Source organism: Agromyces mediolanus, from assembly GCF_023715325.1.
Taxonomy (GTDB): domain Bacteria; phylum Actinomycetota; class Actinomycetes; order Actinomycetales; family Microbacteriaceae; genus Agromyces; species Agromyces mediolanus_A.
In genome coordinates, this window is the sequence record NZ_JAMBNX010000004.1 from 22,122 (window position 1) to 34,498 (window position 12,377).

Annotated in this window: 12 protein-coding genes; 5 read left to right on the top strand and 7 right to left on the bottom strand. The window is 72.7% G+C overall.

The features are described 5' to 3' along the window. Nucleotides 1-53: 53 nt before the first annotated feature. Nucleotides 54-716, bottom strand: a complete 663-nt coding sequence (locus tag M3147_RS08245) for a hypothetical protein (RefSeq protein ID WP_251202991.1) — start codon at nt 714-716, stop codon at nt 54-56. 128 nt (nt 717-844) lie between these two features. Between M3147_RS08245 and M3147_RS08250 the strand changes: the two genes are divergently transcribed. Genes M3147_RS08250 through M3147_RS08260 form a run of 3 tightly spaced genes read left to right on the top strand, consistent with a single transcriptional unit; the run spans nt 845 to nt 4,249 of the window. Beyond that, nucleotides 845-2,944 (top strand): APC family permease, encoded by a 2,100-nt coding sequence (locus tag M3147_RS08250; RefSeq protein ID WP_251202992.1) that lies wholly within the window; start codon nt 845-847, stop codon nt 2,942-2,944. A gap of 10 nt (nt 2,945-2,954) precedes the next feature. Further along, nucleotides 2,955-3,377, top strand: a complete 423-nt coding sequence (locus tag M3147_RS08255) for a DUF1801 domain-containing protein (protein ID WP_251202993.1) — start codon at nt 2,955-2,957, stop codon at nt 3,375-3,377. Then, nucleotides 3,374-4,249: an EamA family transporter gene (locus tag M3147_RS08260; protein ID WP_251202994.1), complete on the top strand. Its 876-nt coding sequence runs from the start codon at nt 3,374-3,376 to the stop codon at nt 4,247-4,249. Before M3147_RS08255 ends, M3147_RS08260 begins: the two co-directional genes overlap by 4 nt. A gap of 28 nt (nt 4,250-4,277) precedes the next feature. On the opposite strand, the gene M3147_RS08265 is transcribed toward M3147_RS08260, so the two are convergent. After that, nucleotides 4,278-5,462 (bottom strand): NAD(P)-binding domain-containing protein, encoded by a 1,185-nt coding sequence (locus M3147_RS08265; RefSeq protein ID WP_251202995.1) that lies wholly within the window; start codon nt 5,460-5,462, stop codon nt 4,278-4,280. A 170-nt stretch (nt 5,463-5,632) separates the two neighbouring features. Here M3147_RS08265 and M3147_RS08270 point away from each other — a divergent pair, with 170 nt between their 5' ends. Further along, complete coding sequence (locus M3147_RS08270) at nt 5,633-5,839, top strand: DUF3073 domain-containing protein (protein ID WP_243570394.1); 207 nt, start codon at nt 5,633-5,635, stop codon at nt 5,837-5,839. Between the two features lie 256 nt (nt 5,840-6,095). On the opposite strand, the gene M3147_RS08275 is transcribed toward M3147_RS08270, so the two are convergent. From M3147_RS08275 to M3147_RS08295, 5 genes are read right to left on the bottom strand one after another with little or no spacing between them, the layout of a single operon-like run. After that, complete coding sequence (locus tag M3147_RS08275; RefSeq protein WP_251202996.1) at nt 6,096-6,977, bottom strand: 1-phosphofructokinase family hexose kinase; 882 nt, start codon at nt 6,975-6,977, stop codon at nt 6,096-6,098. After that, nucleotides 6,974-7,474 carry a hypothetical protein gene (locus tag M3147_RS08280; protein ID WP_251202997.1) on the bottom strand — a complete coding sequence of 167 codons (501 nt, stop codon included), beginning with the start codon at nt 7,472-7,474 and terminating at the stop codon, nt 6,974-6,976. The genes M3147_RS08275 and M3147_RS08280 overlap by 4 nt, the downstream gene beginning before the upstream one ends. Beyond that, nucleotides 7,474-9,315 (bottom strand): IlvD/Edd family dehydratase, encoded by a 1,842-nt coding sequence (locus M3147_RS08285; protein ID WP_251202998.1) that lies wholly within the window; start codon nt 9,313-9,315, stop codon nt 7,474-7,476. Before M3147_RS08285 ends, M3147_RS08280 begins: the two co-directional genes overlap by 1 nt. Beyond that, complete coding sequence (locus tag M3147_RS08290) at nt 9,312-10,679, bottom strand: family 4 glycosyl hydrolase (protein WP_251202999.1); 1,368 nt, start codon at nt 10,677-10,679, stop codon at nt 9,312-9,314. The genes M3147_RS08285 and M3147_RS08290 overlap by 4 nt, the downstream gene beginning before the upstream one ends. A gap of 28 nt (nt 10,680-10,707) precedes the next feature. Beyond that, entirely contained in the window at nt 10,708-11,547 is an 840-nt protein-coding gene (locus M3147_RS08295; protein WP_251203000.1) for a fumarylacetoacetate hydrolase family protein, read from the bottom strand. A gap of 80 nt (nt 11,548-11,627) precedes the next feature. On the opposite strand from M3147_RS08295, the gene M3147_RS08300 reads away from it, so the two are divergent. Beyond that, nucleotides 11,628-12,305 carry a hypothetical protein gene (locus M3147_RS08300; RefSeq protein WP_251203001.1) on the top strand — a complete coding sequence of 226 codons (678 nt, stop codon included), beginning with the start codon at nt 11,628-11,630 and terminating at the stop codon, nt 12,303-12,305. The last annotated feature ends 72 nt before the right edge of the window (nt 12,306-12,377 follow it).

The following is a 12,377-nucleotide window of genomic DNA, read 5'->3' on the forward strand; positions in this document are numbered from 1 at the left end:
CGTCCGGCGCGCGCGGCGGCGCGGACGCGAGTGGTGGCCGCGATGCGGCAGGTTCAAGCGAAGGCGGGGACGGGCGGCGGGCCGCGGTGCCGGAGTTGGGCGATCAGCTGGCGGCCGCGCAGGCGCGCGCGGTCGCGAGCGCGAGGCTGCACGAGCGGGCCGGCGGGAGCCGGAACGGCGGCGAGAGCGGATGCCTCCCCCACGACCCTGGCCAGCACGGCCCGGGCGGCCCGGCGGAGGGCGCGCCAGGCGGCGGCCTCGACGGCGAGCAGGTAGGCGACGGTGACGAGCCAGGCGAGAAGGTGGCCGGCGAGCATCGCGGCGTCCGTGTGCCCGTGCCCGGCAGCGGCAGCGGCAGTGCCGGCGACGGCACCGCCGGGTGCGGGAGCGACCCCCGAGGCATCCGGCAGCACCGTGACGGTCGGGTGGTGCGCATCCCCGGAGACCCGGAGCAGTGCGCCGCCACCGCCGCCTGCGCCGACCGAGAAGAGCAGGTGGAAGACGAGCTGGCTCGCCGCGGTGGCGAGCACGACCCGCACCGGCGAGCTGCGCCGGCCGACGAGCGCGACCGACACGACGAGCGCGACGAACACGGCGAGCGCGAACCCGGGCCAGCCGGGCGCCTCCCCCGCGGCGACGCCGTGCGAGAACGCCGCGAGGAACAGGGCCACCGCTGCGGCGGCGGCACCGCGCGCGAGCTGCGTCGCACGGGTCACGTCTCGGTCCGTTCTGGGCGTCTCGACCCGCCGAGGATCCGGCGGGAGCCCCCGCCGATGGGCGGGATCGCGGTCAAGGGTAGCAAGCCGACTTGACAGCGGCCGCAGCGGGTGTAGTGTCATCCGCCGTGACGAATGAGGCGGGGGAACCGCCCGCAGAACTGAAGTCGCCGAAGCACTGGATCATCGGCGACCCGCTGCCCACCGAGCGACTCGAGGGGCAGCTCCTTCCGAAGCGCGTGGCGTTGCCCGTGTTCGCGAGCGACGCCCTCTCCTCGGTGGCCTACGCCCCGCAGGAGCTCCTCATGGTGCTCACGGCGGGCGGACTCGCGTTCCTCGCGTTCGCCCCCTGGGTGGCGGCGGTCGTGGTGCTGCTCCTCGCGACGGTGGCGCTCAGCTACCGGCAGCTGATCCGCGCGTACCCCTCGGGCGGCGGCGACTACGAGGTGGCGCACAAGAACCTCGGCGAGAAGGCCGGGGTGCTCGTGGCATCCGCCCTGCTCGTCGACTACGTGATGACGGTCGTCGTCTCGGTCGCCTCGGGCGTCGACAACATCATCTCCGCGTTCCCCGAGCTGAACCCGTGGCGGGTGGAGCTCGCCGTGCTCTTCGTCGTGCTGCTCGCCGCAGTGAACCTCCGCGGCGTGAGCGAGTCCGGCAAGGCCTTCGCCGTGCCGACCTACCTCTTCGCGGGGAGCGTGCTGCTGCTCATCGGCACGGGGCTCGTGCAGATCCTGATGGGCAACCCGCCGGTGGCCGAGTCCGCGGCGTACCAGGTCGAGGGCGAGCAGCTCGCGCAGGCGGCGTTCGTGCTGCTCCTGCTGCGTTCGTTCGCGAGCGGATGCTCCGCCCTGACCGGCGTCGAGGCCGTCGCGAACGGCGTGCCCGCCTTCCGTCGCCCGAAGGTGCGGAACGCCCAGAAGACGCTGATGATGATGGCCGGTCTCGCGATCGTGCTCTTCATCGGGCTCACCACGCTCGCGCTCGTCTCCGGCGTGCACTACGCCGAGGACCCGTGCAGCCTGATCGGCTGGGAGGAGTGCGCGACCGCGCCGCAGCCGAGCCTCATCGCGCAGATCGCGTCCGCGGTGTTCGGGAACGGCTCGATCCTGTTCTTCGTCATCCAGGCGGCCGCCGCGCTCGTGCTGCTCCTCGCGGCGAACACCGCGTTCAACGGCTTCCCGCTGCTCGGCTCGGTGCTCGCCCGCGACGGCTACGCGCCGAAGTCGCTGTCGACGCGCGGCGACCGGCTGATCTACTCGAACGGCGTCATCATCCTCGCGACGGCGGCGGCGATCATCCTGGTGATCTTCCAGGCGAACCTCACGCTCCTGATCCAGCTGTACATCATCGGGGTGTTCGTGTCGTTCACGCTCGGTCAGTCCGGCATGGTGCGCCACTGGATCCGGCTCCTCCGCCAGCCCCGCACCGCTCACCGCAAGCGCGGTCGGCCGGGGCCCACCGCCGACGACGAGCGGCCGATGACGCGCGGGGCGATGATCCGCTCGCTCTGCATCAACGCCTTCGGCGCGAGCCTCACCGCGGTGGTGCTCATCGTCGTGACGATCACGAAGTTCACCCACGGCGCGTGGATGGTCTTCCTGATGATGCCGATCCTGTTCCTCCTGATGCTCGGCGTGCACCGCTACTACCGCGACGTCGAACGCGAGATCGAGGTCGACGCGACGACGAGGTTCGGGGCGGCGGGCGATCACGCGATCGTGCTCGTCGGGCGGATGCAGAAGCCGACGCTGAAGGCGCTCGACTACGCCATCGCGGCGAAACACGACAGCATCGAGGCGGTGCACGTGTCGATCGACGAGGAGCAGACGAAGCAGTTGAAGCGGGACTGGGTGAAGCAGAACATCCACGTGAAGCTGCGCATCCTCGCCTCGCCGTACCGCGACCTCAGCTACCCCCTGATCACGTACATCAAGCAGCATCGCGAGGAGCACGGCTCCGAGGTCGTGACCGTGTACATGCCGCAGTACATCGTGGGCCACTGGTGGGAGAACATCCTGCACAACCACAAGGCGCGGCGCATCCGGCAGAAGCTCATGCTCGTGCACGGCGTCACCGTCGCGCTCGTGCCGTGGCTGCTCGACTCGAGCGACATGATCTACGGCCGCCGCTCCAGGCCGCTGCCCGGTCAGGACCGCCGTGGCGAGCCGGTGCGCCCGGTGCCCAGGCGTCCGGTCCAGGGCTCGGGCGCGAACCGCCGGCGGTAGGCTCGCGAGCATGACCCTGGATGCCTCGGTGCGCGCCTTCCTCGACGGCGTGACGCACCCGGTGCGGCGCCGCGACGCCGAGACGCTGCTCTCGCTGATGTCGCGCGTGACGGGCGAGCCGGCCAAGATGTGGGGCCCGTCGATCGTCGCCTTCGGCGAGTACCACTACCGCTATCCCAGCGGCCGGGAGGGCGACGCCCCGGCCGCCGCGTTCTCGCCCCGGAAGCCCGCGACCACGATCTACCTCGCCGACGGCGTCGGCGGCTATGAGGCGGAGCTCGCGGCGCTCGGCCCGCACACCACGGGCGTCGGATGCCTCTACCTGAAAGACCTGGAGCAGCTCGACCTGGCGGTGCTCGAACGCGTCGTCGCCGCCTCCTACGCCACCGTCACCGCGGGCGTCTTCGGCGGCCCCGCCCGCGACGGCGCGTGACACCACCCTCGGCGGCGCGCGGCGGTGCCGTCGCGGCGACCTCGCTCGTCGTGCTCGGCCTCGCCTGTCAGGAGGTCGGCGCAGCGATCGCCGTGATCCTGTTCCCCACGGTCGGCCCGCTCGGCATGGTGAGCCTCCGCCTGGTGTTCTCGGCCGTCATCCTGCTCGCGATCGCCCGGCCACGGTTGCGTGGCCGCAGTGGCGCCGACTGGCTGACGGTCGCCGGCTTCGGGCTCGTGCTCGCCCTCATGAACGCGCTGTTCTACCTCTCGCTCGAACGCATCCCGCTGGGCGCGGCCGTGACGATCGAGGTGCTCGGGCCGCTCGCGCTCTCGGTGATCACGGGCCGGCGCGCCTCCTCGTGGCTGTGGGCCGGGCTCGCCGCGGTCGGCGTCGTGCTGCTCGGTCAGGGCAGCTTCGGCCACCTCGACCCGCTCGGCGTCGGGTTCGCGGCGGGCGCCGGGGCGACGTGGGCGGGCTACATCCTGTTGTCGGCGCGCACCGGGCGGCGGTTCCCGCGCTTCGAGGGGCTCGCCCTGGCGATGGCCGTCGGGGCGATCGCGGTGCTGCCGTTCGGCATCGCGAGCTCGGGCGCGGTGCTGCTGCGGCCGGAGGTGCTGGGCCTCGGCGCCGCGGTCGCGGTGCTGTCCTCGACGATCCCGTACGCCCTGGAGCTCGTCGCCCTGCGCCGGCTCCGTGCCGGCGCCTTCGCGGTGCTGATGAGCCTCGCTCCGGCGATCGCCACGCTCACCGGGTTGGTGCTGCTCGGCCAGCACTTCACCTGGGTCGGCGGGCTCGCCGTCGCGCTCGTGATCGCGGCCTCGGTCGGCGCGGTGCGCCAGGCGCAGGGGCCGGGCGCGCCGGCTGCGTAGCTGGCTGGCTGGCTGGCTGGCTGACCCGTTACAGCATCGCCATGATCTGCCGGGCGATCATGCGCCCGGCGCGGTTCGCCCCGATCGTGGAGGCCTGCGGGCCGTAGCCGGCGAGGAACACCCGCGGGTCGCCCCACGAGGCGCCCTGGCCGACGGTGACGCCGCCCGTCTTCTCGCGCAGCTTCAGCGGGGCGAGGTGGCGCAGCTCGGGCCGGAATCCCGTCGCCCAGATGATGACGTCGGCGCGCGCCTCGGTGCCGTCGTCCCAGACCACCCGGTCTTCTTCGATGCGGTCGAACATCGGCTTCGCGACGAGCAGGCCGCGCTCGATGCCCGCGGCGATGCGGCGGTTCTTCGGCACCCCCGTGCCGCTGACGATGGAGGGCAGCGCCCGCCCGGAGCGCGCCGCCTCGTCTTGTGCGGCCACCGCGGCCGAGGCGCCCTCGAGGTCGAGCTCCTGCCGGTCGAGCCAGTCGATCGGTCGCCGCGAGACCCAGGTGAGGGATGCCGCGACCTCTTCGAGCTCGAGCATGAAGCCGATCGCCGAGGTGCCGCCACCGACGACCACGACGTGCTGGCCGCGGAGCGACTCGGCGTCGGTGAAGTCGGAGGTGTGCAGGTGCCGGCCGCGGAACTCGGTCATTCCCGGGTAGTAGGGCACGAACGGCGAGCCCCACGTTCCGGTCGCGTTGACGAGGATCTGCGTGTCGAGGGTGCCGCCGGGCTGTGCCGGCGCGACCGGGACGGCGAAGGTCTTGCGGCGGCGGCCGAAGAAGCCGCGCACCTGCTGCTCCTCGGGCGCGGGGACCGGCTCGTCGGGCGTGCGGAGGTCGCGGTAGTCGATGCGCAGGTCGGCGCCCTCGTTCGAGACGCGGCGGACCTCGATCGGGCGGTGCACGCGCAGCTCGTAGTGCTCCTCGAAGCGGCGGTAGTAGTCGGCGACGATCTCGCGGGCCGGCTGAGTGCGGTCGGCGGTCTCGAAGCTGAGCCCTATGTCGGCCATGCCGGGCAGGTCGTTGACCTTGTGCGCGGTGCCGAGCTTCAGCGACGACCAGCGGTGCTGCCAGGCTCCACCGGGCCCCGGGGCACGGTCGAGCATGACGAAGTCCTCGTCGGCGACGAGTTCGAATCGGCGTAGGTAGTACGCCACCGAGAGCCCCGCCTGCCCCGCGCCGACGACCGCGACTTTCACGCGGGCGGGCAGGGAAGACATCACCCCTCCATCTCAGCATGGATCGAGCGCTCCGTGCAGCAGCATCAGGGGGTTCGCAGCCGAGAAGGCGAGCGTTCGTCGGTGCTAAACTTACGGCACGAACTATTTCCGCCAAGAACGAGCCGGGCGAAGCACATTCCGCCCGGCCAGAAGCCGTAAGGGGGTCACGCATGGGGCGCGGCCGTCAGAAAGCCAAGCACACCAAGGTCGCACGGGAGCTGAAGTACTTCAGCCCCGACACCGACTACAACGCGCTTGAGCGCGAGCTCGCGGGCTCGGACGATGACAAGTACGAAGAAGATCTGTCGAAGTGGTCGGAGTATGCCGACGACGGCAGTGACCACTACGTCCCCGGCGACGGCTCCCAGCGGGCCTGAGGCCGGCTCCCTCGCGACGCGCGGCTGACGTTCCCACGTTCGGCTGACACCCCGGCACCGCCGGGGTCTTCTGCGTGCGCCGCCGCTGCCCGACCGCCGGAGCGACGTCCACCCTCCTGACTTGCCCAACTTTCATGAAAGTTGGGCAAGTCGGAGAAAGTGGCGCGAGTTGCCCGACTTTCATGAAAGTTGGGCAAGTCGGAGAAAGTGGCGCGAGTTGCCCGACTTTCATGAAAGTTGGGCAAGTCGGGAAGCGTCAGGCGAGCCGACCCTGCCCCGGGACGGCGGCGTTCCGCTCCGCCGCGGCGCGCGCCGCGTCGAGCGCGCCCTCGGGCGCGCGGCCGGCGTCGAGCGCGCCGAGCAGCGCCCCGAAGAAGGCGTCGCCGCTGCCGGCCGGGAATCGGCCGGTAGCCCGCGGCGCGGGAACGGTGAACGCGACCCCGCCGAGGAGCGCCGCCGCGCCGCGCACGCCGTCGGTGACGACCGAATCCATTCCGAAGCGCGCGGCGAGCGCCGCGCAGGCGGCGGCCGCATCAGCCGGAACGGCACCGAGCAGCTCGGCGGCCTCGCCGAGGTTCACCTTGACGAGGTCCGCGAGCCCGGTGAGCGCCGCGAGCGGGGCGCCCGAGGTGTCGACAGCAAGGTGCGCGCCCGTCTCGGCGCGGAGCTCGCGCAGCAGCTCCCCCAGCGCGTCGAGCGGCACCCCGGCCGGAACGGAGCCGGACACCGCGAGCCATCGGGGCGCGGCCTCGGCCGCCTCGGCGCGGATCGCCGCGGCGAGCGCGTCCCACTCCCTCCCGGCGAGCGGGGCGGATGCCTCGTACAGGTCCGTGCTCGTCGGTTGGTCGCCGTCCTCGACGATCGCGAGGCAGCTGCGGGTCTCGCCGGCGACCTCGACGAGCCGGGCCTCGACGCCCTCGGCGGCCAGCAGGTCGGCCACCCGAGTCCCGGTCGCACCGCCGAGCGGCACGACGAGCCGGACTGCACCGCCGAGGGCGCTCGCGACGCGGGCGGCGTTCAGCCCCTTGCCGCCCGGCACCGCGGTGACCCGGCGTGGGCGCGTGATGCCACCGCGTTCGAGGCGGTCGACCTCGTAGGTGAGGTCGAGGCTCGGCGACAGGGCCGGGAACAGGATCACGGACGCTCCGCCCAGGGGCGCACCGAGCCGAGCGTGCGGCCCTGGCCGTCGCGGAGCACCAGCAGCGCAGCCGCGGAGATCTCCTCGGGGGTGTGCCAGCGCGCACCGGAGGCACCGGACGCCCAGCCGAGCTGCAGCGTCCACGGGGCCGGCGCCGGCGCGGGCGCCTCGGGCGCGTCGGGAAGCGGCGCGACCGCGGCGCTCGTGAGCACCAGCACCACGGGCCCGTCGACCGCGGCGCGCAGCACCGGCAGCGACGCATCCGTCACCGCCGGGGCGTACACGATGGCGCGCGCCCAGCGGCGCTCCCCGAGGGCACGGGTGAGCGCGCCGGCATCCTGTGCGTCCACCGTGATCGCCTCGACGCAGGCCGGCATCGGCCGCACCCGGCCGATGCCGGTCACGGCTCCATGGGAGCCCTCGGCCGACGCGAGCTGCGTAGCGGCCGGGGCGAGGATGCCGGAAGCTCCGACGACGAGCACGCCCGCGCCGGCCATCAGAACGCCTGCGGGCCGACCGCGGCGCCGGAGCGCCCCTGCAGGAAGTCGAGGTCGAGCCCCTCGTCGGCCTGGGTGACGTGCTCGATGTACAGTCGCGTCCAGCCGCGCTCGCTGCCCGGCACGACCGGGGCCTGCCAGCCGACCCGGCGCGCCTCGAGCTCCTCGTCGGGGACGTGCACGTGGAGCGAACGCCCGGCGACGTCGAGGGTGATCGTGTCGCCCGTGCGCACGAAGGCGAGCGGGCCGCCCGCGGCGGCCTCGGGCACGACGTGCAGCACGACGGTGCCGTACGAGGTGCCGCTCATGCGGGCGTCGGAGATGCGCACCATGTCGGTGATGCCCGCCTCGAGGATTTTCCGCGGCAGGGCGAGGTTGCCGACCTCCGGCATGCCCGGGTACCCCTTCGGCCCGACGTTGCGCACGACGAGGATGTCGTCGGGCGTGACGTCGAGCTCGGGGTCCTCGGCATCCACGAGGTAGTCCTGCAGGGAGTCCCAGACGAGCGCGCGGCCGGTGTGCTGCATGAGCCGCGGGTCGGCCGCCGACTGCTTGATGACCGCGCCGCGCGGGGCGAGGTTGCCCCGCAGCACGGCGATGCCGGAGCCGACGGGCTTCACCGGATGGTCGAGCGGGCGGATCACCTCGCGGTTGTAGACCTCGGCGCCGAGGTAGTTCTCGCCGAGCGTCGCGCCGGTCACCGTGAGCGTGTCGCGGTGCAGCAGCCCGCCGAGCGTCTCGGCGAAGCCCGCCGTGCCGCCGGCGTACTCGAAGTCCTCCATGAGGAATCGCCCGCTCGGCATGAGGTCGGCGAGCACGGGCACGTCGCGCACGAGGGTGTCGAAGTCGTCGAGGGTGAGCTCGACCCCGACCCGGCGGGCGAGCGCGAGCAAGTGGATGACGGCGTTCGTCGAGCCGCCGAGCGCGGCGTTCGCCCGCACGCCGTTCTCGAAGGCCTGCCGGGTGAGGATCTTCGAGGGCCGCAGGTCCTCGGCGACCATCTCGACGATGCGCCGGCCGGCCAGGTGGGCGGCCGCCTGGCGGCGGGAGTCGTTCGCGGGAAGCGACGCGGTGCCCGGCAGCTGCATGCCCATGAGCTCGGAGACGCACGCCATCGTCGAGGCCGTGCCCATCGTCTGGCAGTGCCCCTGGCTGCGGGCCATGCAGCCCTCGGCCTCGGTGATCGCGGTGTCGTCGATGAGCCCGGCCCGGTGCGCCTCGGTGAACTTCCACACCGAGGTGCCGGAGCCGATGTCGGTGCCGCGGTGCTTGCCGTTCAGCATGGCGCCGCCGGTGATGAGCAGTGCCGGCAGGTCGACGGAGGCCGCGCCCATCAGGTACGCCGGGGTCGTCTTGTCGCAGCCGGCGAGCAGCACGACGCCGTCGAGCGGGTTCGAGCGCAGGGTCTCCTCGAGGTCCATAGCCATGAGGTTGCGCAGCAGCATCGCCGTCGGGCGCACGATCGGCTCGCCCGCGGAGGTGGTGGGGAACTCGAACGGCACACCGCCGGCTTGCCAGATGCCGCGTTTCACGTATTCGGCGAGGCCCCGCAGGTGCAGGTTGCAGCTCGTGAGCTCGCTCCAGGAGTTCGCGATGCCGATGATCGGCCGGCCGCGGAAGCTGTCGTCGGGCAGCCCCTCGCTGCGCAGCCACGAGCGGTGCATGAAGCCGGTCTTGCCCTCGGCGCCGAACCACTGCTGGCTGCGCAACCCCTCGCCCCACTCGTGCGCGGGCACGCCGCCGCGAGCGGCGAAGGCGGTCTCGGCGGCGGTGCCGGCAGCCTCGGCGGCGACGCGCTCGGCCGCCTCGCGCTCCTCCTTGCCGAGATTGCGGGCGGTCACGCGAACCTCGGCAGGTGCGCGGCCTGGGCCTCGATGAGCTCGTCGGCGAGCGCTGCCGCACGGTCGGCGTCGGAGACGGCGCCGTCGGCGATCATCGCCTCGACGACGAGACCGCGGTCGCCCGTGAGCGCCGCCTCGACCGCGAGGTCGACGGAGCTCAGCCGGCGGGCGAGGATCGCGGTGAGCGGCTTGCCGAGGTCGGGCACCGAGACGGGGCGGATGCCTCGCGCGGTGGCGACCCCGGGGATCTCGACGGCCGACCACTCGGGCAGACCGGGCACCAGGCCGCGGTTCACGACGTTGCAGCTGAACATCTCGCGGCGGTCGAAGGTGATCGAGCGGATGATGGCGATGAGCTGTTCCTGCTCGCCGCCCGAGCGCTCGAAGATGGACTGGTCGAGCGGCTCCTCGCCGAGCGCCTGGCGCTTCATGCCCTGGTAGCGGTTCTCGCCCCATTCCAGGATCTCCGGCAGGCTGAACGCGTCGATGCCGAGCTGCTTGCCGTAGTAGTCGCCCGAGGCGAACCGCTCGGGGAAGAACTCGACGACGTGCCGGTCTCCGGCCGCGGCGAAGGCCCCGTAGCGCTCGAACAGCTCCCAGGCGAACGGGTTGTGCCAGGCCGTCGGCGTCTCGTAGAAGATGTTGCCGACGTCGGCCGGGTCGGGGGCCTCGGCGAGCTCGCGGCGCACCCGCTCGCGGATCAGCGGCCAGGCGTCGCGACCGTTCCAGCGGAAGTCGTAGATGAAGGTGAGGTGGTTGATGCCGGCGTAGAGCGTCGACGTCTCCTCGAATGGGGCGTCGATGAGCTGGGCGAGCTCGCGCTGGATGTGGTGCATGCCGTGGCAGAGTCCGACGACGTCGAGGCCGGTCTGCTGGTGGATGGCCTGCACGTTCGCCGTCATCGGGTTCGAGTAGTTGAAGAAGAACGCCTCGGGCGCGAGCTCGGCGATGTCGCGCGCGATCTCCACGAGCACCGGGGTGGTGCGGAGGAGGCGTGAGATGCCGCCGGGCATGATCGAGTCGCCGACCGGCTGGAAGATGCCGTGCTTCTGCACGATCTCGTGGTCGAGCTGCCAGGCGGGGCGACCGCCGACGCCGACGCAGGTGACGATGAAGTCGGCGCCGGGCAGCACCTGGCGCCGTTCGGTGGACCGGACCACGCGGATCGTCTCCCCGACCCCGCGGGCGGCGACCATCGCCTCGGCGAGGTCGGCGGCGACGTCGAGGGCGACGGGGTCGACGTCGACGAGGCGGATCTCCCACGCCCCGAGGTCCTCGGCGCCGATGAGGTCGGCCAGCAGGCCGCGGGTGAACACGGCGGATCCTGCGCCGATCAGGACGAGTACTCGACGGTCGATGCTCATGGTGCTCCTTCGCAGTCCTTCCAGCGTGCTACGCGGCGAGCCGCGAACGGTAGACGAAGCGGTTGCGCAGTTCGCCGATGCCCTCCACACCCGCGGTGACGACCTGCCCGTGCTGCAGGTAGCGCGGCGGGGTGCGGAAGCCGCCCGCGCCCGCGGGGGTGCCGGTGAGGATGAGGTCGCCGGGCTCGAGGGTCACGCCGTCGCTGACGAAGGCGAGGATGGTCGGCACGTCGAAGATCATCTCGGCGGTGTCGTCCTCCTGCAGCAACTCGCCGTCGACCTCGGCGTAGATGCGGTGGCCGCCGGGCTCGCCGAACTCGTCGGGCGTGACGAGCCAGGGCCCGAGCGGCGTGAAGGTGTCGAAGGACTTGCCGCGGGTCCACTGCACGTCGCCGAACTGCACGTCGCGCGCCGAGACGTCGTTCGCGACGGTGTAGGCGGCCACGTCGGCGAGCGTGGCGGGCGTCTCGCCGCCGCAGCGGCGGCCGATGAGGAGGGTGAGCTCGGCCTCGAAGTCGACGCCCTGGGTCAGGTGGTCGGGCACGATCACGTCGCTCGCCGGTCCGGTGAGCGAGGTCGCGTACTTCGCGAAGGTGAGCGGTCGCTCGGGCTGGGCCAGCCCGGTCTCGGCCGTGTGGTCGACGTAGTTCAGCCCGACGGCGATGAGCTTGCCGGCGCCGGCGACCGGGGCGAGGAACTCGAGCCCCTCCACGTCGAGCTCGGCCCAGCCCGCCGTCTCGCCGGCTCGCGCGGCGGCGATGACCTGGAGGGCGTCGTCGTCGCGCCCGACCGGGGCGACGCGCGTCGAGTGCTCGTCGCGGACGACGAGGCGGGGCTGTCCGTCGACGAGGACGCGGGCGATTCTCATTTCTCTCCTTCGGGAAGACGATGGGCCCATCGTGTCACAAATAGGCACATATGAGCAAGAATAAGCAGATGCATTCAGAAATGACCGAGATCGTCGGGGCCGATCACGCCACCGCCGGGCCGGCCTCCATCGCCCAGGGCGTGTACGGCGCCCGCGGAAACCTCGAGCTCCTCGCCTGCGACGCCGACGACGGCCTCTGGGTGTTCTGGTTCAATGCCGACCACGACGAGGACCCGCTGCAGACCCCCGAGGTGCCGCCGGGCCGCTGGAGCGCCGGGCTGCGGTTCGCTGCGGGCACGCGCTATCTCGACGCGCAGATCGTGCAGTCACCGATCGGCCCGAACCACCTGGAGGTGCTCGCCCTCGACGCCGAGGGCGCGCTGCAGAGCTGGTACTGGTCGCCAGAGGCGGCCTTCGTCCGGCGCGAGGCGGATGCCGCGAGCGACGTCGCCCGCTTCCGCCTCGACGATCCCGCCCACGACGGGACGCTCCGCGTGGCGACGCTCGGTCGCGACGGCCGGGCTCCGGCGTTCGAGTCCGCCCCGCTCCCCTACCCCGAGCGCAGTTGGCACCCCGCGAGCGAGGGCCCGCCGCTCCACGACGAGCGCGCCGGGCGCCTACTCGGCGAGCTCGGCGCCCTGCAGCGGGCGCTGCCGGGCACCGCCCGCTCGGCGGCGTCGACCCGGCACGGCGGCACGGTCGAGCTCGTCTGGCGCGAACACGACGGCCTCCTGCGCCACCGCGGCGTGCCGGCCTGAGCGGGCGGAATCCGCGTGAGCGGTGCACGAGTGCCTCGCAAGCGGCGGGCGCCGACGAGGGGCCGGGCGCCC

Bases quoted from the DNA above. Each gene is read 5' to 3' on its own strand.
- M3147_RS08295 (WP_251203000.1), bottom strand. From the start codon at position 11,547: ATGAGAATCGCCCGCGTCCTCGTCGACGGACAGCCCCGCCTCGTCGTC.
- M3147_RS08265 (WP_251202995.1), bottom strand. From the start codon at position 5,462: ATGTCTTCCCTGCCCGCCCGCGTGAAAGTCGCGGTCGTCGGCGCGGGG.
- M3147_RS08255 (WP_251202993.1), top strand. From the start codon at position 2,955: ATGACCCTGGATGCCTCGGTGCGCGCCTTCCTCGACGGCGTGACGCAC.
- M3147_RS08290 (WP_251202999.1), bottom strand. From the start codon at position 10,679: ATGAGCATCGACCGTCGAGTACTCGTCCTGATCGGCGCAGGATCCGCC.
- M3147_RS08280 (WP_251202997.1), bottom strand. From the start codon at position 7,474: ATGGCCGGCGCGGGCGTGCTCGTCGTCGGAGCTTCCGGCATCCTCGCC.
- M3147_RS08300 (WP_251203001.1), top strand. From the start codon at position 11,628: ATGACCGAGATCGTCGGGGCCGATCACGCCACCGCCGGGCCGGCCTCC.
- M3147_RS08270 (WP_243570394.1), top strand. From the start codon at position 5,633: ATGGGGCGCGGCCGTCAGAAAGCCAAGCACACCAAGGTCGCACGGGAG.